Raw genomic sequence first — 26191 nt, 5'->3', positions numbered from 1 at the left:
TAACAATGTATAGCATGTTAGCTAAAAGCACAGCGGTATACATCTTGCTCCATTTTTGTTTTGGTGGTTCTTGTGGGGTCATTCAAAGGTTTTTTAAGCGGTGTTATCGTTTTGTTTGAGGGATTATTTTTTAAGCTCAGTAGGAGTTTCTTTTCCTGCGGAAAGTAAATTAGCGAATAGGCGATAGGCTCCAGAAACTCCCGCTGGGAATTCACGAAAGAAACTAAGTCCTGTGTAAATGTAATGGCCTTTGCCATACTGTGCGACTAACAAAGCCCCTTCTTTAGACGATTCGCCTTTATCATTAGCGGCTAAAAGTGGTGTAAAGGCCTCAGACCAGGCATTTGGAAAATACAAACCGCGTTCTTGAACCCAACCTTCAAAATCTTCGGCTGTAATTTTATTAGGATAGTTAAGCAACGGGTGGTTAGGGTTTAAAATTCTAATATCTGCATTTTCATCCGTAACACGATCACGAGATAAGGTTAAAGGATAAGGCGCGAGTTGTTTGGTCTTTAGTCCTCTATTGGTATTATATTGTAAAATGAGGTTTCCGCCTTCTTCAACATAATTAAATAGATATTTTTGTTTAAATTTTAGTTCTTCTAAAATGTTATAGGCTCTAATTCCTACCACAATAGCATCAAAATCATCAAGGTTTTCAGGTGAGATTTGCTCGGGGGTAATATAAGTAACGTTGTAGCCAATTTGTCTTAGACTTTCAGGCACCACATCGCCGGCACCTTCAATATAACCGATATTATTTCCGCGTTTCTCAATATCCAAACGGACAACTTTACTTCGGCTAGGCATAAGAACCGTTTGAAACGGAATATGCGCGTAGTCTATTTCTATAAGTTCATTACTAAACACTTCACCATTAATATGAACCTGAGGACTGATAATCCCTTCATCTTGTTGTTTTGGTGGAATGACGGTAAAGATTAACTTTTGTACATCGCCTTTATTGGTAATCTGTACTTTTTGTTTCTTCGGAAAGATTTGCCATGTGTCGGGATGCGCTAATTCTACATAACCTTCTAGTTGAGACTGGCCTGCTTTTACGGTTACTTCAATGTCTTTTTGCTGATTATTTTCAAAAATAAAGACCTTATCACTGATGCGCACTGAAGCCTTAGGAATCACTTCAAAAGGACGGTATAGTTCGCCTTTGTCAGGTTTTGAATAACGGTAAATCACCGGTTTTCTAAACGTGATTGGTGTGTTTTCTATTAAAAGATTAAAATCTACAAAAGCAGCTCTTGGTGTTTCTGGTAAGCCAATCAAGGTTTGCTGATCCACGTGGTACATGCCTAAACTCGCTTTGTCATTTAACCAATAGGGGGTGGTATACGGACTGTTTTCAGGAATACTGATTTCTTCCTCTAAAGTTAATTTCTGATTGTCCTCAAGGTTAATTTTCTTTGAAACGCCTTGGTCTAATGTTGAAAGTTGGTACGATAGTAACTGTATCTTAGCCGTACTACGATTAACCAATTCCATATCTAAAGTCACATTGCTTTGAGGTGCAGCATGTGGTGTTTGTGCAGAAACTTCAAGGTATAAACCTGTGCAGGCCTCAATGATGGTTTTTAAGGCTTTAGTTTTTATCGTTTTCCAGTGCTCATCTTTTAGGTTTTGTACCAATTTATAGGCTTCTAAAAGTTGTGGTAAATGCTCGGCTGGGTTTTTAAAGTTAAAGTTTTCTTCAATGGGTTTTAGAATGTCTTCAATGGCTTTTCCGCCTTCAACACGTTGCCAAGAAACGTCTATGCCTTCAAAAATATTATCACTGCCGTTTAAAGCATTTCCTTTTAAGAATTCAATATATTCTAATTGGTTACCTCGTTGTGATAAGCGGCCAAATCCTTGACAGAGGTGTTGGCTGCTAGCTAAAGCAGCAACTTCGTTATTAGACATGCCTTTGTTGGGATAATATACACCAACATCAAAATTAAGCATGTTGCTTTTGTCTAGTTTGTCAAATTCTTCCTGACTTCCGTAGCGCCACCAAGAGGTGTTGTAAAATAAGCGCTTTGGTTGCCAAGTTTCGGTATATTTTAATTGCGAGGCATATTGAGAAGGATCGTTAGCCAAATCAAAAGCTTCTACACTTAACATGGCAGAAGTGGTATGGTGTCCGTGCGTCGTTCCTGGTGTTCTATGATCGAAACGATTAATAATAACATCGGGTTTAAATTCTCTAATGGCCCAAACAACATCGGCTAAAACCTCGTCTTTATCCCAAATATTTAAGGTTTCTTCAGGGTGTTTAGAGTAGCCAAAATCATTGGCTCTAGAAAAACGTTGCTCACCACCGTCTACACGTCTGGCGGCTAATAATTCTTGAGTTCTAATAACGCCTAAAAGTTCTCTTATTTCAGGACCAATAAGGTTTTGGCCTCCATCACCACGGGTTAATGATAAATAGGCGGTTCTGGCTTTTTCATGGTTAGACATATATGAAATTAACCGTGTATTCTCATCATCGGGATGCGCAGCAATATAGAGTACAGAGCCTAAAACATTAAGTTTTTGTACGGCTTCGTAAATTTCAGATGAATTGAGTTTTTGGGGTTGTTGGGCGTGTAAGATTGCAGTAAAACTTACAAGTAATAGTAGACAGCGTCTAATTTGGTCCATGAGGAGAGGCGTTAGTTACTTTCCAAATATAGAAAAGTTTGCTACTACTAACCTTTGTTTTAGATTTTTTTAACGTTGCTTTAAAATTAAGAAAAGACTTATATGCTCTAGGCTGAGCCTTAATTTTCTAGAGCCACTTTTTGCGTTTAAAGTAAATGAGTAAAGCGATAAAAATAACGAGCATCACGCCTAAAAGAATGAAATAACCGTTGCGGTATTGCAGCTCAGGGATGTAGGTAAAATTCATACCGTAGATACCTGCAAGAAAGGTGAGTGGAATAAAAATAGAAGACATGATGGTGAGGACCTTCATTACTTCATTCATCTTATTGCTTATGGTAGTCATGTACATATCCATTAAACTCCATATCATTTCTCTGTAAATGTCAATGTTTTCTGAAACTTGAATAAGGTGGTCGTAGATGTCTCTATAATAGGTTAGTGTACGTTGAAAAATTAACTCATGTTCTCCTTTTTCTACCCTGTTAATAATTTCGCGAAGTGGGAAAATGGCCCGACGTACTTTTAAGATTTCACGCTTTAATTGCTGTACTTCAATATTGATATTTTCTCTGGAGTTTCCGGCAAATAAATCGGTTTCTAAGTCTTCTATTTTGTTGCCTAAGGTTTCAATAATGCTAAAATAATGGTCAACCACAGCATCTATTAAGGCATAGAGTAAATAATCGGACTGTAGACCACGAATACGTCCGTTTCCTAAACGCAAACGGTCTCTTACATTATCAAAAACATCACCTTCAGCTTCTTGAAAGGAAAGGACGTAATTTTTTCCTAAGATAAAACTCACTTGTTCAATGACAATCTTTTCATCTTGATCGTAATACAACATTTTAAGGACGATGAATAGGTAATCGTCATATTCATCAATCTTAGGACGTTGAGTAGTGTTTACAATATCCTCTAAAACTAAAGGGTGAAGATCGTATTGTTTCCCAATGTTTTCAATTTCATCAATGGCATTAAGTCCATCGATATTAATCCAAGTGACAGAGGCACTGTCTTTAAAGGATTGGGCTTCCTCTATATCGGTAAGGGTCTTTTCAGCTAAGGCATCTTTAGTATAATCAAAAGACTCTATTTTTAGTTTCTTTTCGGTTTTAACTCCGGTATAGACGAGTGTTCCCGGTGCTTTTCCGGCATGTTTTTTATAATTCTGAGTTCTTTTTTTTGCAGGCTTTTTTTTCATAATTATAGAATACTCGAACTTGAATCGTCTAAGGCGTCTTTTTGTAATAAAGTTACAGCTTTTTGTAATATCAGGTTGTTGGGGTAGGTGACTAAATTGCCATTGTCTTCTCTTAAGATCAGTTGAAAGGCTCTAATGTCCTCAATAATAGCCACTACGGGGTAATCTTTATCATGGATTTTTATCTTATCGCCAACTTTATACGGAAATGAGAAAAACATAATAACTCCAGAAGTGATGTTGCTTAAAATAGACCATATGGCAAAAAGCGCAATACCAATAACGGCAAATACAGAAGAAAAGACTAAGGTAATGTCTCTAGTTTCAGCGCCGAGAATAAAAGCTTCTATAAGAATGGCAATAAGGACTAGAGTTACGGTTGCGTAACGCCCAATGAGTCCTGCTCTAGCTTCAGTGGTACCGCTAGTTCTACCAATTTTTTTAACCGTAATAACAATGAGTGCTCTAATTGCAAATAAGACAATGAGCAGTATAACGGTATATAAAATTTGATCGTTATAACGCTGAAAAATAGAACCCATAAAACGAAAGTATTTAACGTAAAGATAACTGAGTTTTGCGGAATATTACTGCAATTTCAAAGTTTCTCTAAGGCTTTCGTCTGTTTTACTTTTTTTATTCCAATAGTCTGTTTTAAGCGTTTCTAATTTTGTGGCTTTTGTTGTTAAGGTTTTTGTGTCTGCACCCTTACCGTAAACTGTGGTTTCTTCCCAGCCTAAAATATCGTAAGGGAAATTAGGATTAAAATTGATTTTTAAAGTTCTATTTAAGGTGTTGTAGGATATGGTGTAGCTGCCTTCATCTAAAGTTGCTAAAGCCTCATAGGGTTTTACGTCTTCATGGTTTAAGCGTAAATATTCTAAGGACGGCATAATTGAAATAGGACCTACCGGCAGTTTTTTAGGGTCTATTCTTAGTTTTGCCCAAAGTTCATTTTCTGTTAAAGCTTTGTCTACAGCGAAAGTTTGGTCTGCAGAATGCTGAAAATAGGAATGCGATTGAATTTCAAAACGATCACGGTTATTCAGCTGTATATAAGTTTGTCCGCACCATTCTTGTACAGAATTTGTGATTTTTAAGGCATGCTGATTATCGGCTACCGGATAAAAGGTGCTTTCCATAATAGAATAGGGGTAAATACCCGTATTAAAATTTTTGGTAGCATTAAGCTTTAAAACGCGGATGTTGTTTTCACTATAATGGTCGGCTTTAACTTGAACTTCAGGAAGAAAATCTTCCGTTACAAAAACTAAAACCGCAGTTCCTTCTCTAAGTTCTCCATAGCGGGCTTGTTCTAGGCGATAAGACGTAATTTCCGCTTCACCGCTATACCAATAGTTTTTAAATGCTTCCGATAATTTGGTTTTAGGAGTTGCTTTTTTTTGAGGGCGTTCAGAAATAGCCATCGGGGGTGAGGTTGTTTTTTTAGTGTCTGAACAAGACATGATACTAAAGCCTATAGCAGCAAGTATCATATAAAATGCTTTGGGTTTACTCATCGGTATCATCATAAGAATTAAATTTATGCTTCTTTATGGCCTGAAGTTTAAAGGCGCACTATAAAAGAGATAATTTTCTAATAAAGATACGAGACTAGTAGTCTTCTGCAATGGTATTTAACGTTTTGTAAAGTAAATGTGTAGGTAAACCAACTACATTATTATAAGACCCTTCAATACTCGTAATTCCTATAGCGCCAATCCACTCTTGTATACCGTAAGCACCCGCTTTATCTAACGGATTATAAGTGTTAATGTAATACCAGATCTCTTCCGAAGTTAAGGGTTTAAAGGTCACTTTAGTTGTGGTGTTTACCACGTGCTGTCCTGAGTTTAAGGTAAAACAAATAGAAGTTACGACCTCATGGGTTTTAGCGCTTAAAGATTGAATCATTTCAAAAGCATCTGCTTTGTCTTTAGGCTTGCCCAATGCTTGGTCCTCTAACCATACAATAGTATCGCTCGTAATTAGAATGTCCTTATCCTTTAGTTCGTCTTTAAAAGGTGTGGCTTTTAATTTTGAAAGGTAATCGGTTATGGCTTCACGCTTTAAATCTTCAGGATAAACTTCATCAACAGGTCGAAGCTGAATGCTAAAGTCCAGATTCATATCTTTTAAAAACGCATGTCGACGTGGTGATCCTGAGGCTAATATAAGGTTGAATGTTTTTAAGGTCGCGTTCAGCATATTATTTCAGAATAAAATTATAAAGCAGTAATGATAACATCCCTGTAAGCATAACTAGTTTTAAGATCAGGCTAATATGTACATAATGGGCTTTATGCTTGGCGTTGAGTAGTTTTAAAATAATGTAAATTAAGGGAGCTACTATAAAAACTAGAAAATAGGCGACAACCAAAGGCAACTTAAATAAATAGGTAATCACGTAATACACTACAGAAAAAAGAGCAATTGTAGTAAAACCAATAGCGACATAGTTGGCACGGTCGCGCCCTAAGACGATAGGTAAGGTTTGCATTCCGGATTGATGATCTCCATCAATATCTTCGATGTCTTTTATCAATTCGCGAATCATATTAATCATAAAGGCGAAAATTGCATAGTCTAAAATAATTTCGAAAAACGTTATTTGTACCACTCTATTAGAAGGTGCTAAAGACGGTAACACTTCAAAAATACCGACTAAAAGAATACTTAAGGCCACGACTAAAGATATGGCAATGTTGCCCACGAGGAACAATCTTTTAAGGTAGGATGAATAGATATAAAGTAAGGCTGAGGCCAAAACAAATACCGAGGCGAGTCCAGATTTTCCAAGGCCGTCAGACAAATAAAACCCTAAGCCTACACCAATAACATTCAGTATAATAAAAGCCATTAACGCTTTTTCTTCGCTGATGTGTTTATTGATGATAACCTTATCGGGGCGATTAATACGATCTGTTTCAATATCATAAATATCATTAATGATATAACCACCTGCGGCAATAAGAAGCGTTGCCAAAATTAAAATCGCAAAATCAAACGGTTTTAAAGCTGTGGTAAGCCCATGAGAGTCTACAAAAGGTAAGAGTAAAGCATATTTTACTAATACCTGTACTAGGGCAATCATTAATAAGTTTTTCCAACGAATTAAATTAAGAAATTGAATCATTTTAGAAATTAGTGAGATAATATAGTGGTGACTAAAAAATAGGCAAGAATAGCGAAAATGCCGAAGATAACACTGCCAACAATAACCGTTTTAATTAAAAGTTGACGCTCTTGCTTTCTAATCTTGTCTTTAATTTTTTGTTTGTCTTCTTTAGTAAGGTCTTTATGTAAAAAATGAATTTGGTAGTCGAGGTGGGCTTCTAAATCTAATTTTTCCTTATATCTAGAGTAAGGTGTGGCCGATTTTCGGTTAAAAGTTGCTTGACTATTACCAAAACCAATATATCCAAATCCTGTACTATGTCTTCTACCTTTTGCTGACATGTTGTGAAACGTTTTTTACTTAATCCTTAATCGTGTTTGGCACTAAAATTTTTCTGCCATTGATCTTGCACCTTTAAAACTTGCTCTATTACATCTCTTACAGCGCCTTTTCCACCATTTTTATGAGATACGTATTTAGAGATGCTTTTAATTTCCGGAACGGCATCTTGAGGACAACACGGAAGTCCAACAAGTTTCATAACCGGATAATCCGGAATATCATCGCCCATATATAAAACTTCAGCGGTGCTTACCTTTTTTTCTGATAAATACTGTTCTAACTGCTCAATTTTATGATGCGCGCCTAAGAAAATATCCTTAATCCCTAAGCCTGCTAAACGTTTTCTTACCCCTTCATTAGAACCTCCAGAAATAATACAAACGTTAAACCCTGTGTCTACAGCGGTCTTTAGCGCAAAACCATCTTTGATATTCATGGTGCGTAGCATTTCACCGTCTGTGGTTACCGTGATGGTTCCATCGGTTAAAACGCCATCAACATCAAAAATAAAAGTGGTGATATTGGCAAGGTATTCTTTATAACTTTTGTCGTCGTTCATGAGGTCTTAGTCTTTTGTAGTTTTAATAGGTTTTGGGCTGTTAAACCCATGCGTACTTTTTATAGAGGCGGTTAATAATTTATAAATAGAGGCATGAGAATCCTTTTCTATAAGTTTTAACTGTCGTTTTATGGTTTTCTTATCATGTCGTTTTGCAGGACCAGTTTGGGCCATAAAAGGCGACATATGTTGTATTTTCTTTGCAGTTTCTTCGATTAACGGATGTAAAATATTGAATTCAATATTCTTGGTCTCACAGATTTCGTGACCAATTCTATACAGTTGATTGGTGAAATTATTCACAAAAACGGCCGCTAAATGTAGGGTCTGACGTTGCTCTGTGGTAATTTTATGTGCTTTACAACCTACGGCTTGCGCTAAGTCTTTTAATAACTGAAGGTTTTCCTTTTCATAAACCTCAATGCAAATAGGCACTTCAGAAAAATCAATCTCCGCATTTTTTGAAAAGGATTGTAAGGGATAAAAAACACCAATTTGGTTTTTCTTATCAATATCATGCATGGCAACGCTTCCCGAGGTATGCACCACAAAACGATCTTTAAAAGGTAATTCTGAAGAAAATTCAGCAATACAATCGTCACTAATTGCAATAATATAAAGATTGGCTTCTTTTAAGTCCTCTAATTTATCTGTAATCTCTACCGTATTGGCATAGGATGAGATAGCGGAACGCGAACGGTTGTACCATTGCGTAATTTCAATGTTTTCAGCATTTCTAAATGCTTTATATAAATGTGTGGCAACATTTCCTGCGCCTAGTATTACAACTGATATCATGCTGTAAAAGTAATAAGATTTCTTATTTTAGTGCCATAATTACCCGATAAAAAAAGGAGCCTTTTTAAAGGTTAATAGGGTTCTTAATCCTTCTAAGACGCCGAAAATAAACCATGGAAAAACAAGATATTAAATCGAGAGCAGATATTTTTTTGTTGGTATCTACATTTTATGATAAGGTACGTCAAGATGATGTTTTAGGTCCTATTTTTAATACCACAATTAAAGATTGGGATGCGCATTTAGACGAGCTCACGACGTTTTGGGAGTCTAGCCTGTTTTTAAAAAAGAAGTACTTAGGCAATCCTTTAGAGGCGCATGTAAGAGTAGATAAGGCTTTTAATCATTCAATCGGTGCCAAACACTTTGGACTCTGGCTTAATTTATGGTTTAGTACTATAGATGCTCTATTTGAAGGAGAAAGGGCAGAGCAGGCCAAACGCCGCGCTCAAAAGATGAGTACCTTTATGCAAATCCATATATTTAAGTCTCGAAATTAAAATTTATCAAGACCATCTTTCTAAATTTGTAGGGATTAGAACTATAAAAAAAGAAGACATATGGGTTTGTTAAAAGAGTTTAAAGAATTTGCCGTTAAAGGAAATATGATGGATATGGCCATCGGGATAATTATTGGTGCTGCGTTTAATAAAGTTATCGATGTCTTAGCCAAACAGGTTATACTGCCTCCAATATCTCTATTAACTGATGGTGTCAATTTTAACGATAAAAAGTGGGTGTTACGAGATGCTGTGATTGATGCCTCTGGGGAAACCACAATTAGTGAAGTGGCTGTGGCTTACGGTAAACTTTCTGAAGTGTTTCTCGATTTTCTAATTATTGGATTTACGGTGTTTATTATTGTAAAATTCATGAATAAACTCCGTACAAAATCTCAAAATCCAAAGGATAAAACGGTAGTGACCCCTAAGGATATTCAGTTGTTAACCGACTTAAAAGAATTAATGGTGGAGCAAAACAAAATGCTAAAAGGAAACATAGGGCAATAAGTCGCATTTTTTATTTCAATTTTAACACCATTACAAGCGTTAAAGGGCGGGTGGTAAACGTAAAAAACATATCTTTGCGCGAGCTTAAAAAAGCCTAGTATTATGCAGAAAAAAATCGCCAATTTCCTATTTTCAACAAAACTTACTGCGTTCTTATTTATTGCCTTTGCTGTAGCCATGGCTGTGGGAACCATTTTAGATCGTAATATGGATACGTCTCCAACTCCATATACGAGAACTTTAATCTATAACGCATGGTGGTTTGAAGCTATTATGGTGTTATTTGTTATAAATTTCGTCGGAAATATTTTTAGATATCGACTGCTTAGAAAGGAAAAGTGGGCCACTTTAATTCTGCATTTATCTTTTATTTTTATCTTGTTAGGGGCCTTTATTACCCGTTATATTGGTTTTGAAGGAATGATGCCTATTAGAGAAGGAGAGACGGTAAACGAGTTTTTCTCTCAGAAAACCTACATCAGCGGACGAATCCTTGGAAATTACAAGGTTAATGGCCAACTCCAACAGCGTAGAATTGAAGAAATGGTAGATTTTTCGCCACGATTAGACAATAGCTTCAGTGAAGATTTTGATTATGGTGGGACTAATGTTCATATAGAATTAGAAAAATTTATTGAAGGTGCTGAGCAAGATGTGATCCCGAATGAAAACGGGAAACGTTATTTAAAAATTGTTGAAGCTGGTGATGGTGCGCCGCATAACCATTTTTTAGAAGATGGTAAGGTGGTTAACCTGCACAATACGCTCGTGTCTTTAAATAAATTTCAAGAAGGAGCGATTAACATTTCAGAAACGGAAGATGGCTTATATATTCAATCGCCTTTTGAAGGTGAATATCTTACCATGGCTACCATGGCTTCTGGGAAGTTAGAAAAAGACAGTTTACAGCCTTTAATTTTAAGATCGCGTTATGTTATTGGTAATATGCAAATTGTATTACCAAAACCAATAGTGAAGGGAGATTTTGGAATTGTGAAAAAATCACAGCTATTAAAGAATGATAATGACGGCCTTGTTTTAAAGGTTACCGCTAATGGTGAAACCAAAGAAGTAGGACTTCTAGGTGGACCAGGAACCAATACTGGCTTTGAAGAGTTTAATGTTGGAGGTTTAGAGATTGCCTTGCAATACGGACCAAAAGTTTTAAAACTTCCTTTTGATATTAAATTGAACGATTTTATTGCTGAAAAATATCCTGGCACAGAAAATGCCTATTCATCTTACGAAAGTAAAATTACTGTTCTAGACAAAGAAGCTGAAGATTTTGATTATAGAATTTACATGAATCATGTCTTAGATCATAAAGGATACCGCTTTTTTCAAGCCAGTTTCCATCCCGATGAAAAAGGAACAGTTTTATCTGTAAATCATGATTTTTGGGGAACCTATATTACTTATGCCGGATACCTCTTATTGTATTTTGGTTTAATGGCAATCCTTTTCGCGAAGCACACTCGTTTTGATGAAATAAGAACGCGCCTTGGTAAAATAAAGCAGAAGAAAGCAAAAATGATGTCTATGTTGTTGCTTTTAGTGAGTTTTTCTGGTTTTGCGCAAGAGCATTCAGAAAACGATGGTCATAACCATCAAAAAGAAACCACAAAAGCGCAAATAGATTCTATTCTTGCCGTTCATATTACCCCACAGCACCATACTGCAGAATTTTCAAAAATGGTGGTTCAAGATTATAGTGGGCGTATGATGCCAATGCATACCTATGCTTCAGAAATGCTTAGAAAACTGAGTAAAAGTGAAGTGTATGAAGATTTTGATGCCGATCAGGTTTTCCTATCTATTCAAGAAAGTCCGATGCTGTGGTATAATGTACCTATCATTTATTTAAAGCCTAGAAAAGCCGATTCTATTAGAACTATTATTGGTGTAGACTATGACGATAAATACGCCAAACTTGTAGATTTCTTTACACCAGAAGGCCGTTATAAATTAGCGCCTTATTTAGAGCAAGCCTATAAAACCACTGAGCCTAATGGGTTTCAGAAGGAAGTTAAAGAGGCCGATTCTAGAGTGAACTTATTATACAATGCTATTGAAGGTCGAACGGTTAAAATTTTCCCGGTGCCTCATGATGAAAATAACAAGTGGATTTCAGCATTAGAATTTAGAGAGCAAGGTTACCGCGAAAAAATAGAAGATACCTTATATGGTAATTTTATAAACAATGGATTTAGTACCTATTTAGTGACGTTAAATAATGCGAAACAAACGGGTGATTATTCTAAAGCGGAAGGGTTATTAGAAGCCATTAAGAAAACACAACAGCGCTACGGAAGTGATGTGATGCTTTCCGATGAAAAAATTAATGCTGAAATCTTATATAACGATTATGATATTTTTAAGCAGTTATTTAGCTGGTATATGTATGCTAGTGCGGCTTTATTCATATTAATCATTGTTCAGATTTTTAAGTATAAGAGTGCTTGGTTAGATGTGGCTATAAAAGTCTTTATTGGTGTCATTATTGCCTTATTTGTGTTACACTTAGGCGGACTCATTTTACGTTGGTACCTTTCGGGGCATGCCCCTTGGAGTGATGCTTATGAGTCTATGATTTATGTGGCCTGGTCAGTGATGTTATTTGGTCTATTATTAGGCCTTAAAAAGAGTAGTTTAACCATTGCAGCTTCGGCCTTTGTTTGTTCTATGATTTTAATGGTGGCACATTGGAACTGGATGGATCCTGCTATCGCGAATTTACAACCGGTATTACAAGGCTATTGGTTAATGATTCACGTTTCGGTTATCGTAGCAAGTTATGGACCATTTGCTATCGGAATGATCCTAGGAGTTGTGGCCTTACTATTAATGATTTTTACCAATAAAGAGAATAAAGAGCGCATGCTTATTAACATTAAAGAGCTTACTATTATTAACGAAATGGCCTTAACAGTAGGTTTAGTGATGTTAACGATAGGAAACTTTTTAGGCGGTATGTGGGCCAACGAAAGTTGGGGACGTTATTGGGGCTGGGATCCTAAGGAAACATGGGCGCTTATTAGTATTATGATTTATGCATTTGTTATTCATATGCGTTTAGTTCCTGGTTTAAGAAGCCGTTGGATTTACAACTTAATGTCAATTTTAGCTTTCGGTAGTATATTAATGACCTATTTTGGTGTTAATTTCTATTTGTCAGGGTTACACTCTTACGCTAGTGGCGATCAGATTTTAAGTTTCCAATTTATCGCTATTACCTTAGGTGTAATTGCTGTATTGGGTATTTTAGCCTACGTAAAACACCGTAAGTATTACAAGAAATAAACGGTATTCCGTATACAGATATATAAAATTGGTTGCTAAACGTTATGTAGAGCAACCAATTTTTTTTGGTTTATAATTAACAAGACTTCATGGGGTTTTTATTAATTTTAGAACAAATTAAAAAAGAAGATGTCTAAAAAGAAATTAGGATTAAATACCGTTTGTACGCACGTAGGAGAAGTTAAAGATGAACAGTTTAAAGGAGCCGTGTCTCCAATGTATTTAAGTTCGTCTTATGAGTTTTTAGATGTTGAAGTAAAACGTTATCCGCGCTATTTTAATACGCCCAATCAAGCCTATTTGGCCAAGAAAATAGCTGCTTTAGAACATACGGAGGCCGCCTTAATTTTTGGTTCAGGTATGGCAGCCATCAGTACTATGTTTTTGGCTTTTTTAAAACAAGGTGATCATATTGTCGTACAAAATACCTTGTACGGAGGAACCGTTAATTTTATTAAAGAGGAATTTCCAAAGTACGGTATTGAATATACGTTTACCAATGGTTATAAGGTTGAAGATTTTGACCAAGCCATTAAACCGAATACAAAATTAATTCATATTGAAACGCCTTCTAACCCTTTAATGACCATCACGGATATTAAAGCTATAGCCAAGCTAGGGAAGGCTAGGGGCGTCTTAACCTCTATAGATAATACGTTTGCTTCGCCGGTAAATCAGCATCCTATGGATTTAGGAATCGATATGGTGATGCATTCAGCCACCAAATACTTAGGTGGACATAGTGATATTTTGGCGGGTGTTGTGGCCAGTTCCGAAGCGCATATAGAACGCATTTGGAACGTTGGTAAAAATTTAGGAGGCAACTTAAGTGATATGACAGTTTGGATGTTAGAGCGTAGCATGAAAACCTTAGGCTTACGTGTTAAAGCACAAACCAAAAACGCCGTTAAGATGGCTAAATGGTTGCATAAACACCCTAAGGTAGCTAAAGTGTATTACCCAGGTTTAAAATCGCACCCAGAATATCAATTAGCGAAATCACAAATGAGTGGATTTGGTGCTATGTTGTCTTTTGAGTTGGTTGAAGGCTTAGATGCTTACCAGTTTCAAAAGGCACTGCAATTGATAAAATCGTCCATGAGTTTGGCAGGGGTAGAAAGTACGGTGATCTCTCCACATTTAACCTCGCATGCCTTGTTAACGCAAGAAGAACGCGATGCTGTTGGAATTAGCGATCAGTTAATTCGTTTTTCAGTTGGGATAGAAGATGTAAAAGACCTCAAAGCAGATATTAAGCAAGCTATTGCGGCGTTGCAGTAGGTTTTGGTGCTTTAGAGCCTGTTTGTATGCTAAGACCAACTTGAATTCTGTTTAGGTTGTTCTTTCTGACGTGGTGTTTCATATAGCCCATTTGAAGTTGAACCTGTTTTTTTATGTATACGCCTAGACCGATATAAAATCGATTTTCATGAAAAACTTGATCCTGAAAATTAACAAAAGCCTCTTCTCGTAATCCTAAAAAAAAGGTATTATTAAGGGGGTATTTAAGACTCAAGCGGTAACGAAATCGGTGTTGTATTTCGTTTCTATCGGTATACTTTAGAAAGCGTTGTTCCAGTCTAAATCGGTGTTGTAGGCTTAAGGCTCCTAATTTGTGTTTTTTACTGTATTGTTCCATAATACGGTTCTCAATAGTATTGGGCATATTATCCGCATCAAGAACACTATCTATATCTAAATAAGCATAGGCTAGCGTAAGGGTTTGACTGTTTTTTAAATGATAATTAGCATTAAGACTTAAAAACGTGAGGTTGTAATTAGATGTGGGCTCATAAAAACGAAGTTCAGCATAAGGTGTTAGGCTAAAATGGTCTGAAAATCGGTGTTGTACACCAACCGTATACCAAGCCCCAAAGTAATCTTCGGAAGTTTTTTGAGCGAATAGGGTAGAACTCCAAAGGAGTAGAATCCATATGAGAAGTAAATTATTTTTCATCATATAAAGAATAAAAAAAAGAGCCCTAAAATAGGGCTCTTAACAATCATGGAAATGATTAAACGTGGTCGTTTAATTGGTGGTGTTCATCAATTAATGGGCCACCTTCAATTATTTGTTCTGAAGCCTCACTAGCAAACTTTTCAAAGTTTAAGTGGAAAGAGTGTGCTAATTGGATAGACTTACTAATGTACTGGCCTTTTTCTGCCCAAGTGTTCATTGGATCTAAAATTTCATTAGGAACATTAGGACATTCTTTTGGCATAAATAATCCGAAGATTGGGTGTTGTGAGAACTCTACGTTGTCTAATTCCCCATCAAGGATAGCCGTAATCATGGCTCTAGTATATTTCAATTTAATACGAGATCCTACACCGTAAGGTCCTGCGCTCCATCCTGTATTGATTAACCAAACATTTACACCGGCATCTTGCATTTTTTTGCTTAGCATTTCTGCGTACACCGTTGGGTGTAATGGCATGAATGGCTCTCCAAAACAAGCAGAGAATGATGGTACTGGTTCTGTAATTCCAGCTTCTGTACCTGCTACTTTAGCTGTGTAACCAGAGATAAAGTGGTAAGCCGCTTGACCTGGAGTTAACTTAGATACTGGAGGTAATACCCCAAAGGCATCTGCTGTTAAGAAGAAAATATTCTTAGGGTTTCCTGCAAATGAAGGCTTTTGAATATTATCGATATGATAAATAGGGTAGCTTACACGTGTGTTTTGTGTGATGCTGCTGTCCATATAGTCAACTTCTCCATTGTCTTTGAAGACGACGTTTTCTAATATAGCGCCTGGCTTAACAGCTCTAAAGATATCTGGTTCTTTTTCTTCAGATAAGTCAATCACTTTTGCATAACATCCACCTTCAAAGTTGAAAATGTTGTTTTCAGCAGTCCATCCGTGCTCATCATCACCGATTAACTTACGTTTTGGATCGGCAGATAAAGTTGTTTTACCTGTTCCAGATAATCCAAAGAAGATTGCTGTGTCTCCTGCTTCACCAACGTTAGCAGAACAGTGCATTGGTAATACATTCTTTTCAACAGGAAGGATAAAGTTTAAAGAAGAGAAAATTCCTTTTTTAATTTCACCTGTATAAGCAGAACCACCAACTAAAGCTATTTTTTTAGTAAAGTTTAAGATTGAGAAGTTTCCTTGACGTAAACCTACGGCTTTAGGGTCTGGAGCTTCATATCCTGGAGCACATAGTACTAACCATTCTTCTTCAAAGTTTTCTAATTCTGATTCGTCAGATCTTAAAAACATATTATAAGTAAACATGTTAGACCAAGGAAGTTCAGTTACGGTTCTTACATTCGTTTTATATTCAGGATCTGCACAAACGTAAGCATCTCTTACATAAATTTCTTTTCCGCTTAAGTACTTTGTAATTTCAGCCTGTAAATGATCAAAGTTTTCAGGTGAGATGGCTTTATTTGTTTTTCCCCACCATACACGATCTTCAGTATAGTTATCTTTTACAATAAAACGGTCTTGAGGAGAACGTCCGGTGTATTTTCCGGTATTAATAGCGAGGGTACCATTAGCAGTTTCTTTACCCATGCCTTTTTCTATTGTAATACGTTGTAATTCTTCAGGAGAAAGGTTCCAATGTGCCGTGGTGTCTTTTATTCCGTACTTTGTCAGATCTCTTGTTTTCATAATTGGGTTATTTAATAAAGTTTCCATGATTTAATTTTTTTATTTCATATTAAGTTTAACTCGCCATTATGATGGCTTCCACAATACAATTAAAAAAGAGTAGGATCAAGGCGCCTTTTATTTTGTAATCCTGATAAGAATGTGCTTTACTGACTATTTTTTTTGAAACCTTAACGCTAGACGTTAAAAATCTTCTTTATTATATAGACTTTTCAAAGCTCAAACGTATGCTCTGTTTTAATTATGGTGTAAAGGTAATAGCATTAAGAAGGATTTTTTATGACGAAAGTCATACTTTGATTTTTCAAGACGTTTTTCATTTTTTTAGTGATTTTGGTCATAAAATCAACTTATTTTCAGACGCTAACGTTTGCGAACTAAAAAGAAATCGACAATCTGTCTTCTTTTTAATATTTTTGACATTCAGATAAATAAAATTGAAGATGAAATTAGACCTATTAGCGATTGGAGCGCACCCTGATGATGTAGAATTAAGTTGTGCGGGCACTTTAGCCAAAGAAGTGGCCAAAGGAAAAAAAGTAGGCATTATAGATTTGACTCGAGGCGAGTTAGGAACACGAGGTACGGCAGAAACGCGAGATCAAGAGGCTTTTGATGCTGCTAAAATCTTAGGCGTGCATTCTAGAATTAATATGCGCTTTGCTGATGGCTTTTTTAAGAATGATAAAGCACATCAGTTAGAGTTGATTAAAATGATCCGTTACTACCGCCCAGAAATTGTACTTTGTAATGCTATTGATGATCGGCATATAGATCATCCAAAAGGGAGTCAGTTGGTCAGTGACGCTTGTTTTTTAAGTGGTCTAAAGAAAATTGAAACCCATTATGATGACGAAACAGGGGCACAAGAGCCTTGGCGCCCCAAAGCGGTATACCATTATATACAATGGAAAGATATAGAACCGGATTTTGTGGTTGATGTTACTGGATATATGGAAAAAAAGAAGGCTTCGGTTTTAGCGTATAAGACGCAATTTTTTGATCCGGATAGTCAAGAACCTGAAACTCCGATATCTAGTAAAAACTTCACGGATAGCGTAGACTATAGAGCAAGAAATTTAGGAAGATTAATTGGAGTGGAACATGCTGAGGGTTATACAGTTGAGCGTTATGTGGCCGTAAATTCGATATTTGATTTAAAATAATTCAAAAAAATGTTTGCAGATATTAACTATTCAATTATCTTTGCAACCCAATTAAAATGGTGGTTGTAGCTCAGCTGGTTAGAGCGTCGGTTTGTGGTACCGAAAGTCGCCGGTTCGAACCCGGTCTTCCACCCAAAAGTAATAAGCCTTTCAGAAATGAAAGGCTTTTTTTGTGGACCAAACTGAAATACTAAGTTTTGCTGTAATCTGTTGTTTGTAAGGTTTTAAAAGCTATGGTTTGTGTGATTTTAGATATAACTGCAGGGATTATTGAATTCTATGAATCAAAAAAAAGCCGCTCCAGAATAAGGAGCGGCTTTTTGCTATAATAAGGTGTTGTAAATTATTTTCCTGCTTTATCTACAACAGGGCGCTCTTTTCTATTGGCAATTTCCCAAGCCGTGTAGAAGACAAGTTTAGCACGTGTTTCTAATAAATCGTATTGAATTTTGTCTGGTGTATCTGACGGTTTATGGTAATCGTCATGAGTTCCATTAAAATAAAATAGAGCCGGAATATTATTCTTAGCAAAATTATAATGATCCGATCTGTAGTAAAAACGGTTTGGATCGTTTTCATCATTATAAGTATAATCTAACTCTAACTGTACATACTTCGTGTTTGCCGCTTCAGAGATGTTATGTAAATCGGTACTTAATTTATCGCTTCCTATTAAATAGATATAATTTCGAGTTCCTGATGTACGGTTAGGATCGGTACGTCCAATCATATCGATATTTAAATTAGAGACGGTGTTTTCTAAAGGAAATATAGGATCAATGTCTGTATAGTAACGCGAGCCTAATAAGCCTTTTTCTTCTCCTGTAACGTGCAAGAATAGCACTGAACGTTTAGGGCCGTACCCTGCTTTTTCTGCAGCTTTAAAAGCTTGAGCAATTTCTAAAATGGCTACGGTTCCAGAGCCATCGTCGTCAGCGCCGTTATATACTTCTCCGTCTTTAATGCCTTCGTGATCTAAATGTGCAGAAATCACAAGAATTTCATCTGGCTTCTCAGAACCTTTGATGTAGGCCGCAACATTTTCAGACATAATTGTTTCAGACTTATTTTCTATAGCAAGTGCAATGTCAGTGTCTAATGTTTTAGGTTGAGCATCTTCAGCAATAGAAGCGTAAATTGCTTTACCTAAATTGGCATTAATCATCATCATAATCATGGTCTGGTCCTTACTTTTTAAAGATAGACGTCCTGCGGTTCCGCTAGCGGCTTGTCTTTGGTAAAAAGAAGCATATCTAGAAAACAAGTTGTCATCCATATAAATAAGACCGCGTGCGCCATGGTTTTTGGCCGCATCTCTTTTACTGGCTAATGATTGACGTCCGTTTGACCATTTGGTGTCTTCCGATGTTCCGGAAGTGATGTAATTACCATCACTGTCTTTAGGTTCTCCCGCTTTAGCTAAAACAAACTTGCCTTTTACGTCGTTGTTTTTATAATCGGAATAGTTAGTGTCGTCAATTCCATAACCTACGTATACAATCTGATCGAGTGTCATTTCTGTAGTTTCTGAAGAGGCTAAGACAATATGATCTTCAAAACTCTCAAAGCTTGTGCCGTTTACAGAAAATTGTGCTTCTGCAACCTGTTGTTTTTCTAAAGGGACCTCTTGAAAATAATCATCACCACCTAAAGGAGAAGGAATATCCATGGCGAGATACTTCTGTTTTAAGTATTCAACAGCCATTTTTTGTCCTTTTTCTCCTGTATTTCGACCTTCAAATTCATCCGAAGCGTATTTGTAGAGTAGGGTTTTGAGTTCTTCGGAATTAATGTGTTCTGCAAATTGAGATGGGTCTACAGGGGTACTTATTTCCGTTGCTACCGTTGTAGACTTTCCTTTTGAGGACGTACCACAACCTACGACTATGGAAAATGCACAGCCTAAGAGTAATAGTTTTTTCATGTATAAAAATAGAGTGATTTGTAATAAAGTTGCGGCTTAATGCAGCGACTTATAAATTAAGCCTTAAATCTACAAAAAATAGCAGCGCCTTTAATGCGGAGCTTCTGTGTTTTTCGTAAATTTTAACATCAGAGAATCTCTCTAGAAAGTGAGGTTTTAGAATTGGCTAAATACCATGCCGTGGCAAATATAAATTGCGCGCGTTCCGCTAGGAGGGGGTAGTTAATTTTATCGGCCGTATCAGTAGGTTTGGTGTAGTCTTCATGCTCTCCATTAAAGAAAAAGATAACTGGGATGCCATATTGGGCAAAATTGTAATGGTCAGAGCGGTAATAATACCTATTAGGATCGTTGTCTTTATTATAGGTATAATCTAAATTAAGATGGGTAAAGGTGGTATTGGCCTTTTGTGCAATGTAATGCAATTCGGTACTTAATTTATCTGCGCCAATAAGATAGAGGTAGTTCTCATTCTCTTTATGAATTGGATCTACACGGCCAATCATATCTATATTTAAGGTTGCTGTGGTATTTTCTAGTGGAAAGATGGGGTTTTGGGTGTAGTAATGCGATCCGTATAGCCCTACCTCTTCTGCGGTAACATGTAAAAATACGATACTGCGTTTAGGACGGTGTCCGGCTAGAGCTGCATGTTTAAAGGCTTCAGCAATTTCTAAAACTGCGGCGGTGCCAGAACCGTTATCATCAGCGCCATTGTAAATTTCACCATTAATAATACCTTCATGGTCAGAATGCGCAGAAATGTAAACATACTCATCGGGGTATTCCGCTCCTTCCATATAGGCAATAACATTTTGTGAAGCCTTTAGGTTATTAGGTAAAGCCGTTTCTGGAACGATTTGATAATAGTTAGAATGCGAAACAGGAGGTTGAATCTCTAAAGATTTATAGTGGGCTCTAATATAATCGCATACCTGGTTATGTCCTTCCTCTCCGGTTTTACGGCCTTTGTATTTGTCTTGTGAAATTTCTTTAAGATGAAGTTCTAAATCTTCAGGAGTAATACTATTTAGATACTGCTCAACTACGGCCTTATCTTTATAGCTGATACTTTCTTTTAGGTTTTTAATTTTTTCACTGTGTCTTAAGTTGGCACAAGAGCCAACCAAAATCAATACAGAAGCAATAAGTGTTTTCATATTCAGCAGTAAAAGTCTTAAGCTTTAGAGTTTGTCTAAAGTTTAAAAATCCTCATCAATCTCAATATCTTCTAAAAGTTCTTTAGAGTCTTCAAGGTTTTGTTCGTCACGTTGTTCTAGTTGTTCAATATCTCCAATCTCGGAGGTGTTGAATACGGCTTTGTATATAGTGATACTTAAAGCGATGATCACCAACAGAAAAATATACTGAATGGCTTTGGGTTTAGATGCTGCGGTTTTGGTCATAAATACAAGGGCTATACCGCAAACAAAGGCTACGATTAGCGGCATAAGAGCAACATTATATAAAGGAGTCACCGAAAAAATAACGGCTAATATTGCGCCAATAAAACCTAGAATAATAAGAATCTTTTTCATGTTGTATTAATGTTTTAAACCGGTTGCAGAAGTTATTTTTAATTCGCCATTCCCAACAGGAATTTTAAATTTAGCATATACAGGAACTTTGTTGGCATCTGCTGTAAGCCATAGTAAGTTTGCATTATTGCCTTTTAAGATATCGTTTCCTTTAAGCGCAAAGCTAAGTTTGTAACAAGCTTTACTGCCTAATGCTGTAGAGATTGTTTCTTTCTTTATATAGGAGACCACAAGCGTGGTTTCTTTATTATCAAATAGAACAGTGAATTCTTGTTGGTCGCCAGGTGTGGCTTTATGGATGTCTAAGTTTCTTAAGGTGTATAAGAGACTTACTATATCTTTAGTTCCCGTACTTATTCTTACGGCTTTGTTCTCGTCCCAAGTGGTTCCGTCTTTCTTTTTTTTACGTTTAAGGCTTTTTACAAGATTGGCTTTGTGGTTGTACTTGTATTGCATAAACTTGTAATAGCCGCCTTCACTAATATCTCTCTTATATAGGTATGGGGTTAGGGTCTTAGGATTAACATAGCTTTCATAAATATCTCTAATTTTAAAAAAGTCATCCCATTTCTTATAGGTTGTAGCTGTACATTTTAAACGGAGTAGGGTAGTTTTTGAAGTTTTAACTTCACTAGTTTCCATTTTTACCTCGGCAATATCGGTTAAAAGTCCAGACATATTATAAGAGGCCGTAAAGACAAGTTTTTCTCCAGCTGCAATTGTATTATTCTGAGCAAAACTATATAATGTAGAAATGAAGAAACTTAGGGCAAGCAATTTTTTCATAAAGTGTTGGTTTTAATACCAAAATAAGTGAAACATTTATTGTGCCGAAAATACAATGCTTTTTGAAAACGGAGATATTTTTGAGATATAAATTGATAAAATGAATTTTTTTAAAAAAAGTTCGAAAAAAATTTTGTCAAACTGAAAAAGGGTTATATATTTGCACCCGCAATCAGGGAATACCTGATGAGACACTCGGAGAAATGGCAGAGTGGTCGAATGCGGCAGTCTTGAAAACTGTTGAGGGTCACACCTCCGGGGGTTCGAATCCCTCTTTCTCCGCAAATCAAAACCCATAATGAAAGTTATGGGTTTTTTGCGTTTTAAGCTAGGCTAATAGGGATGTTTTGGTCTTTTTAAAGGCTTGATAATATATGGATTAGGGTCTTATTGTTCTATGTTTTTAACTTTTATGTTCTGATTCTTCAAGTTTAATCGTCTTAATAAATCATTTTCAGTATACTTATTTAGTCTTGTCGCGCTGTTTTTATGTTGAAAAAATTAAGGATGCTAATTAATAAGGAGGCAGGCTTTCGAAATTCATCTTTTATTAAGAAAATCTTTTTTGTCGTTCCGTGGTATTCGAAAATATGCAATCTTTATAAATAAGCTGAAAAACCGTTCCTAATTTAAAATCGGCTTAAAAGTCAAAATCTGAGGAATCTGTTTTAAAGATCATGAAATTCTTCTTTGTTATTTTGTAATAGACACTGAAAAACGTAAAGCAATTTTCAAGATTAAAGCTCTTGTGAAATAGGTTAAATTAATCTGTGTTTGTTTTGATAAAATAGGTCCAAAAAACCTCGTCTTTATACGGGGGCATTTTTGTAATATTTAAGTTCCTACTCAAAGGGTTTTGGCGCTTCTTCTGTATAAAAGTTAATTTTGTTTTTAGTTCTTTTCTTTCGGTTAATTCTTCAGAGAATTCAGCATCAATTGTGGTGAAACCTTGCTGATATTTCATTTTTCAGCTAAAAATCAAAATAAATTGTTAGCATTTTGTTAAATGATTTGCTAATGGATTAACTGACTGATTGGTAGTGGTTTGTGTCTGGTTTTTTACTTTCGAAATTCGGTAAATACCAAAAACAAGGCCTTTAAATATAGAATATATGGTTATATCTTAGAACCATGCTAGACTAACCAAGTCATAAAAGACTACAAATTAATTTAAACTAAAAATCAATGAAAAAAATTACGATTTATTTAATGATGCTATTAAGTGCGTCATCTTATGCTCAAATTGAGATCATAGATGATTTTGATAGTTCAACAGTAAACCAAACCCCTCCGGGATGGACGGGATCAATGGTTGCCACGCCGGGATCTAATTGCGGTGATTCAGGTTTTAGTGCCTATACTTATACGGAAGCAGGCGCGACGACAACATTAGTATCTGAAAATTTTACAGGTATATCTAATGGAACAGAACTTACAGTAAGTTTTAGTTATAATATTTTTGAACAAGTTAGTCAGTTTCCTCCAATTGCATTTATGGCGCCTCATTCGGCTTGGGGAAGTATGGTTTTAGAGTATTCTACAGATGGTGGAACAACTTGGACTAATATTACAACCATAGATGGTTCTAACTATACCTTTATTGATGAAAGTACGTGTCAAAGTACCGGTAATATCAGTGTAGGAACTATTCCTGATGGTAGTGATTTTCAAGTGAGATTTGTAACTACGGTTTCAAATGTAACAGGATTTAAACATATTTCTGTTATTGATGATGTGAGTATTACTCAATTAGCGGATACTATACCAAACTGTGACCTTGCTTTAACAAACCCAGTAGATGGTGCTACAGATGTAGATTCTCAAGTGGCTTTAACATGGGATGCAGCATCAGGATTACCAACAGGATACACAGTATCTGTAGGAACTACTGAAGGTGGTGTAGATGTTGTAAATGCTGTAACAACATCAGGTACAAGCTACATTTTACCTGAGCTTTCTTATGAGACTTTATATTATGTAAACATTGTTCCTTTTAATGCTGTTGGAGCAGCAACTGGATGTGTAGAGTATAGCTTTACAACACGTTCTACGCCAATTGCAGGAGCAACATGTAGCAGCCCTATTGAGATTACAGGATTTCCTTATGTAGAGTCTGGTCTTGATACTGCTGATTTTGAAGATAATATTGACGATAGTCCTTGTAGTAGTTCTTACATGAGAGGTAACGATGTATTTTATGAAATTACACCTGTAGAGGATGTATCTATAAACATCGATTTAACAAATATCTCTAACAACGGTTCTAGTATCCACGTTTTAGATGCTTGTCCTGATGTAGCAACAGAGTGTATCGCTTATGAAGGATCTTACTCTGATGATAATAAAAATATTTCTGACGTTGTATTAATGGCAGGGAATACATATTTTATTGTTTTAAGTAACTCTGGTTCAACCCGAACTTATTCTTACGATTTAATTATTACAGCAAACAGTTGTATCAGTCCTTCTTTAGGAACATTAACACCAGTTGCAGATTGTGATAATGGACAATTCTCAGTAGATGTAGATGTATCTTATTTAGGAAGTGCGACGTCTTTAACCTTATCGGATGATGTAGCTACAACAACAAATATTGAAAATATTAGTGCTACAGGTATTGTAACCATGGGACCTTACGAAAGTGGAACTACAGTAAACTTTACCTTAACTAACGATCAAGATGATACTTGTTTTTATAGTGATTCGACTTATTTTTACTGCCCACCATCTAATGATGACTGTGATGCACCAATAAGCTTAGATATTAATACAGATGGGTCTTGTACAATTGTTACAAGTGCTACTAATGCAGGGGCTACAGAATCTGTATTAGATCCTAATACTTGTGCGTCAATTACCAATAACACCAATGACGTATGGTTTAGTTTTGAAGCTACAAGCGAAACAATTATTTTAGAATATTTAGATATTGCTGCAGTAATTGGTGGTGGTGGAACTATCCAAGCAACAGAATTATTAGAAGGAAGTTGTGGTGCTTTAACAAGCCTTAACTGCTACATTACAAACTACGTAACTTTATCAGATTTAACAATCGGTAACACTTACTATATTAGAAATAATACCAGAGTTAGTGGAGAGTATGCACAGAGCTATAACATTTGTTTAAGAGAAGCTCCTGAAGCTCCAGTAAACGATGAGTGTACAGGTGCTATTGAATTCTTTGCTTCTACAGATGATTCTTGTGATAATCAAGTTTCTGGTAGTACGCTTGGAGCCACTATTTCTTCAGATAATTCTTGTAATACTGAAGGTTACGGTGACGTATGGTATGTATTTAACCCAGCAGTTTCAGGATTGTATGAATTCTCACTAGAGCGATTAAGTACTACGCCATCAAGTTCTTTTGCTGTGTATGAAGGTGCATGTGGATCTTTGGTAGATATTACTGGAGGTTGTTCTACAAGTAATAAAATCTTAACACTTGATGCAAGCTCAAGCTATTATGTAATGGTACAAACAAGTCATACAGGAGAAGGTATTGATTTCAACTTATGTGCATGGCAATTGCCAGATGCAGTAGCTAACAACGATTGTTCTACGCCTGCATTATTAGAAGAATCTCCTGATAGTTCTGGAGCTAATGCCGTGTCAGGAAACTTAGATAACGCTTACCCATCTGCAGAAAACTGTAGTACAACTAGAGCTGCTGTATGGTATAGCTTTACACCAAACTATACGGGGAACTATAACTTCCAATTAACAAGAGTTTCTGGTTCAGCTTCATTTGCTATATTTAGTGGTGATGACTGTTCTACTTTAGATAACGATATTGTTGGTTTAACGAGCTGTTATTTATCTGGTTCTAGATCTGGAGATTTAGTAGCAGGATCTACATATTGGATTAGCGTTCATGCTTCTAGTGCGGCGTCATTCGAATTATATGTATATCCAGATGCAACATTAAGTGTAGATTTAAATACTTTTGAAGGATTTAAATATTACCCTAACCCAGTGGTGAACACCCTTACCATTGAGGCACAACAATCTATTTCTGGAATTAGCATTTACAACATGATTGGTCAACAAGTACAACAACTTGCACCAAATGCCGTAGACGCTACAGTAGATATGAATGAACTTAATAAAGGTGTTTATTTTGTAAAAGTCACTATAGATGGTGCTCAGCAAACCTTTAAAGTGATTAAGGAGTAAT

At 36.1% G+C, this 26191-nt stretch carries 22 protein-coding genes and 2 tRNA genes; 8 read left to right on the top strand and 16 right to left on the bottom strand.

Annotation, left to right across the window (positions count from 1 at the left end; genetic code table 11):
• Positions 1–123: 123 nt before the first annotated feature.
• The 9 genes from ACFQ13_RS00435 to ACFQ13_RS00395 all read right to left on the bottom strand — a co-directional run bounded on the left by ACFQ13_RS00435 (position 124) and on the right by ACFQ13_RS00395 (position 8667).
• Positions 124–2643, bottom strand: a complete 2520-nt coding sequence (locus tag ACFQ13_RS00435; RefSeq protein ID WP_386113129.1) for a PIG-L family deacetylase — start codon at positions 2641–2643, stop codon at positions 124–126.
• A 127-nt stretch (positions 2644–2770) separates the two neighbouring features.
• Positions 2771–3850, bottom strand: coding sequence for a magnesium/cobalt transporter CorA (gene corA / locus ACFQ13_RS00430; protein WP_386113128.1), 1080 nt, complete (start codon positions 3848–3850; stop codon positions 2771–2773).
• A 2-nt stretch (positions 3851–3852) separates the two neighbouring features.
• A complete protein-coding gene (locus ACFQ13_RS00425; RefSeq protein ID WP_386113127.1) occupies positions 3853–4392 on the bottom strand; it encodes a mechanosensitive ion channel domain-containing protein in 540 nt (179 codons plus the stop codon).
• 45 nt (positions 4393–4437) lie between these two features.
• A complete protein-coding gene (locus ACFQ13_RS00420) occupies positions 4438–5382 on the bottom strand; it encodes a septum formation inhibitor Maf (protein WP_386113126.1) in 945 nt (314 codons plus the stop codon).
• 82 nt (positions 5383–5464) lie between these two features.
• The gene (locus ACFQ13_RS00415; RefSeq protein ID WP_386113125.1) at positions 5465–6058 is read right to left on the bottom strand and encodes a Maf family nucleotide pyrophosphatase; all 594 of its coding nucleotides are present in this window, start codon (positions 6056–6058) and stop codon (positions 5465–5467) included.
• A 1-nt stretch (position 6059) separates the two neighbouring features.
• On the bottom strand, positions 6060–6986 hold the full coding sequence (locus ACFQ13_RS00410; protein WP_386113124.1) for a geranylgeranylglycerol-phosphate geranylgeranyltransferase: 927 nt from the start codon (positions 6984–6986) through the stop codon (positions 6060–6062).
• A gap of 8 nt (positions 6987–6994) precedes the next feature.
• Positions 6995–7309: a hypothetical protein gene (locus tag ACFQ13_RS00405; protein ID WP_386113123.1), complete on the bottom strand. Its 315-nt coding sequence runs from the start codon at positions 7307–7309 to the stop codon at positions 6995–6997.
• Between the two features lie 26 nt (positions 7310–7335).
• Positions 7336–7869, bottom strand: coding sequence for a KdsC family phosphatase (locus ACFQ13_RS00400; RefSeq protein WP_386113122.1), 534 nt, complete (start codon positions 7867–7869; stop codon positions 7336–7338).
• A 6-nt stretch (positions 7870–7875) separates the two neighbouring features.
• Entirely contained in the window at positions 7876–8667 is a 792-nt protein-coding gene (locus tag ACFQ13_RS00395; protein ID WP_386113121.1) for a Rossmann-like and DUF2520 domain-containing protein, read from the bottom strand.
• Positions 8668–8780: 113 nt separating this feature from the next.
• Here ACFQ13_RS00395 and ACFQ13_RS00390 point away from each other — a divergent pair, with 113 nt between their 5' ends.
• The 4 genes from ACFQ13_RS00390 to ACFQ13_RS00375 all read left to right on the top strand — a co-directional run bounded on the left by ACFQ13_RS00390 (position 8781) and on the right by ACFQ13_RS00375 (position 14258).
• Positions 8781–9167, top strand: coding sequence for a group III truncated hemoglobin (locus ACFQ13_RS00390; protein WP_386113120.1), 387 nt, complete (start codon positions 8781–8783; stop codon positions 9165–9167).
• 60 nt (positions 9168–9227) lie between these two features.
• A complete protein-coding gene (gene mscL / locus ACFQ13_RS00385) occupies positions 9228–9677 on the top strand; it encodes a large conductance mechanosensitive channel protein MscL (RefSeq protein WP_386113119.1) in 450 nt (149 codons plus the stop codon).
• 102 nt (positions 9678–9779) lie between these two features.
• Positions 9780–12977 (top strand): cytochrome c biogenesis protein CcsA, encoded by a 3198-nt coding sequence (gene ccsA, locus ACFQ13_RS00380; protein ID WP_386113118.1) that lies wholly within the window; start codon positions 9780–9782, stop codon positions 12975–12977.
• 129 nt (positions 12978–13106) lie between these two features.
• Positions 13107–14258: a trans-sulfuration enzyme family protein gene (locus ACFQ13_RS00375; protein ID WP_386113117.1), complete on the top strand. Its 1152-nt coding sequence runs from the start codon at positions 13107–13109 to the stop codon at positions 14256–14258.
• On the opposite strand, the gene ACFQ13_RS00370 is transcribed toward ACFQ13_RS00375, so the two are convergent.
• Together ACFQ13_RS00370 and pckA are read right to left on the bottom strand one after the other, a co-directional pair.
• On the bottom strand, positions 14239–14937 hold the full coding sequence (locus ACFQ13_RS00370) for a DUF2490 domain-containing protein (RefSeq protein ID WP_386113116.1): 699 nt from the start codon (positions 14935–14937) through the stop codon (positions 14239–14241). The genes ACFQ13_RS00375 and ACFQ13_RS00370 overlap by 20 nt on opposite strands.
• Before the next feature lie 55 nt (positions 14938–14992).
• Positions 14993–16630 (bottom strand): phosphoenolpyruvate carboxykinase (ATP), encoded by a 1638-nt coding sequence (gene pckA, locus ACFQ13_RS00365; protein ID WP_386113115.1) that lies wholly within the window; start codon positions 16628–16630, stop codon positions 14993–14995.
• 416 nt (positions 16631–17046) lie between these two features.
• Between pckA and bshB1 the strand changes: the two genes are divergently transcribed.
• Together bshB1 and ACFQ13_RS00355 are read left to right on the top strand one after the other, a co-directional pair.
• Positions 17047–17769: a bacillithiol biosynthesis deacetylase BshB1 gene (bshB1, locus tag ACFQ13_RS00360; protein ID WP_386113114.1), complete on the top strand. Its 723-nt coding sequence runs from the start codon at positions 17047–17049 to the stop codon at positions 17767–17769.
• Between the two features lie 58 nt (positions 17770–17827).
• Positions 17828–17903, top strand: a tRNA-His gene (locus ACFQ13_RS00355).
• A 209-nt stretch (positions 17904–18112) separates the two neighbouring features.
• On the opposite strand, the gene ACFQ13_RS00350 is transcribed toward ACFQ13_RS00355, so the two are convergent.
• The 4 genes from ACFQ13_RS00350 to ACFQ13_RS00335 form a co-directional block, all read right to left on the bottom strand.
• Positions 18113–19693, bottom strand: coding sequence for a M28 family peptidase (locus tag ACFQ13_RS00350; RefSeq protein ID WP_386113113.1), 1581 nt, complete (start codon positions 19691–19693; stop codon positions 18113–18115).
• Between the two features lie 128 nt (positions 19694–19821).
• Positions 19822–20853: a M28 family metallopeptidase gene (locus ACFQ13_RS00345; RefSeq protein WP_386113112.1), complete on the bottom strand. Its 1032-nt coding sequence runs from the start codon at positions 20851–20853 to the stop codon at positions 19822–19824.
• 42 nt (positions 20854–20895) lie between these two features.
• Positions 20896–21231, bottom strand: a complete 336-nt coding sequence (locus tag ACFQ13_RS00340) for an FUSC family protein (RefSeq protein ID WP_386113111.1) — start codon at positions 21229–21231, stop codon at positions 20896–20898.
• A gap of 6 nt (positions 21232–21237) precedes the next feature.
• Positions 21238–22017, bottom strand: coding sequence for a DUF3108 domain-containing protein (locus ACFQ13_RS00335; protein WP_386113110.1), 780 nt, complete (start codon positions 22015–22017; stop codon positions 21238–21240).
• Positions 22018–22214: 197 nt separating this feature from the next.
• Between ACFQ13_RS00335 and ACFQ13_RS00330 the strand changes: the two genes are divergently transcribed.
• A tRNA-Ser gene (locus tag ACFQ13_RS00330) sits at positions 22215–22299 on the top strand.
• Positions 22300–22780: 481 nt separating this feature from the next.
• On the opposite strand, the gene ACFQ13_RS00325 is transcribed toward ACFQ13_RS00330, so the two are convergent.
• Positions 22781–22981, bottom strand: coding sequence for a hypothetical protein (locus tag ACFQ13_RS00325; protein ID WP_386113109.1), 201 nt, complete (start codon positions 22979–22981; stop codon positions 22781–22783).
• Between the two features lie 221 nt (positions 22982–23202).
• Between ACFQ13_RS00325 and ACFQ13_RS00320 the strand changes: the two genes are divergently transcribed.
• A complete protein-coding gene (locus ACFQ13_RS00320; protein WP_386113108.1) occupies positions 23203–26190 on the top strand; it encodes a T9SS type A sorting domain-containing protein in 2988 nt (995 codons plus the stop codon).
• The last annotated feature ends 1 nt before the right edge of the window (position 26191 follow it).

Source organism: Winogradskyella rapida (assembly GCF_042675845.1).
Classification (GTDB): domain Bacteria; phylum Bacteroidota; class Bacteroidia; order Flavobacteriales; family Flavobacteriaceae; genus Winogradskyella; species Winogradskyella rapida.
Note: the sequence above shows the minus strand (reverse complement) of the source record. Positions and strands in the feature narration are given on the sequence as shown.

Bases quoted from the DNA above. Each gene is read 5' to 3' on its own strand.
- ACFQ13_RS00435 (WP_386113129.1), bottom strand. From the start codon at position 2,643: ATGGACCAAATTAGACGCTGTCTACTATTACTTGTAAGTTTTACTGCA.
- corA (WP_386113128.1), bottom strand. From the start codon at position 3,850: ATGAAAAAAAAGCCTGCAAAAAAAAGAACTCAGAATTATAAAAAACAT.
- ACFQ13_RS00425 (WP_386113127.1), bottom strand. From the start codon at position 4,392: ATGGGTTCTATTTTTCAGCGTTATAACGATCAAATTTTATATACCGTT.
- ACFQ13_RS00420 (WP_386113126.1), bottom strand. From the start codon at position 5,382: ATGATGATACCGATGAGTAAACCCAAAGCATTTTATATGATACTTGCT.
- ACFQ13_RS00415 (WP_386113125.1), bottom strand. From the start codon at position 6,058: ATGCTGAACGCGACCTTAAAAACATTCAACCTTATATTAGCCTCAGGA.
- ACFQ13_RS00410 (WP_386113124.1), bottom strand. From the start codon at position 6,986: ATGATTCAATTTCTTAATTTAATTCGTTGGAAAAACTTATTAATGATT.
- ACFQ13_RS00405 (WP_386113123.1), bottom strand. From the start codon at position 7,309: ATGTCAGCAAAAGGTAGAAGACATAGTACAGGATTTGGATATATTGGT.
- ACFQ13_RS00400 (WP_386113122.1), bottom strand. From the start codon at position 7,869: ATGAACGACGACAAAAGTTATAAAGAATACCTTGCCAATATCACCACT.
- ACFQ13_RS00395 (WP_386113121.1), bottom strand. From the start codon at position 8,667: ATGATATCAGTTGTAATACTAGGCGCAGGAAATGTTGCCACACATTTA.
- ACFQ13_RS00390 (WP_386113120.1), top strand. From the start codon at position 8,781: ATGGAAAAACAAGATATTAAATCGAGAGCAGATATTTTTTTGTTGGTA.
- mscL (WP_386113119.1), top strand. From the start codon at position 9,228: ATGGGTTTGTTAAAAGAGTTTAAAGAATTTGCCGTTAAAGGAAATATG.
- ccsA (WP_386113118.1), top strand. From the start codon at position 9,780: ATGCAGAAAAAAATCGCCAATTTCCTATTTTCAACAAAACTTACTGCG.
- ACFQ13_RS00375 (WP_386113117.1), top strand. From the start codon at position 13,107: ATGTCTAAAAAGAAATTAGGATTAAATACCGTTTGTACGCACGTAGGA.
- ACFQ13_RS00370 (WP_386113116.1), bottom strand. From the start codon at position 14,937: ATGATGAAAAATAATTTACTTCTCATATGGATTCTACTCCTTTGGAGT.
- pckA (WP_386113115.1), bottom strand. From the start codon at position 16,630: ATGGAAACTTTATTAAATAACCCAATTATGAAAACAAGAGATCTGACA.
- bshB1 (WP_386113114.1), top strand. From the start codon at position 17,047: ATGAAATTAGACCTATTAGCGATTGGAGCGCACCCTGATGATGTAGAA.
- ACFQ13_RS00350 (WP_386113113.1), bottom strand. From the start codon at position 19,693: ATGAAAAAACTATTACTCTTAGGCTGTGCATTTTCCATAGTCGTAGGT.
- ACFQ13_RS00345 (WP_386113112.1), bottom strand. From the start codon at position 20,853: ATGAAAACACTTATTGCTTCTGTATTGATTTTGGTTGGCTCTTGTGCC.
- ACFQ13_RS00340 (WP_386113111.1), bottom strand. From the start codon at position 21,231: ATGAAAAAGATTCTTATTATTCTAGGTTTTATTGGCGCAATATTAGCC.
- ACFQ13_RS00335 (WP_386113110.1), bottom strand. From the start codon at position 22,017: ATGAAAAAATTGCTTGCCCTAAGTTTCTTCATTTCTACATTATATAGT.
- ACFQ13_RS00325 (WP_386113109.1), bottom strand. From the start codon at position 22,981: ATGAAATATCAGCAAGGTTTCACCACAATTGATGCTGAATTCTCTGAA.
- ACFQ13_RS00320 (WP_386113108.1), top strand. From the start codon at position 23,203: ATGAAAAAAATTACGATTTATTTAATGATGCTATTAAGTGCGTCATCT.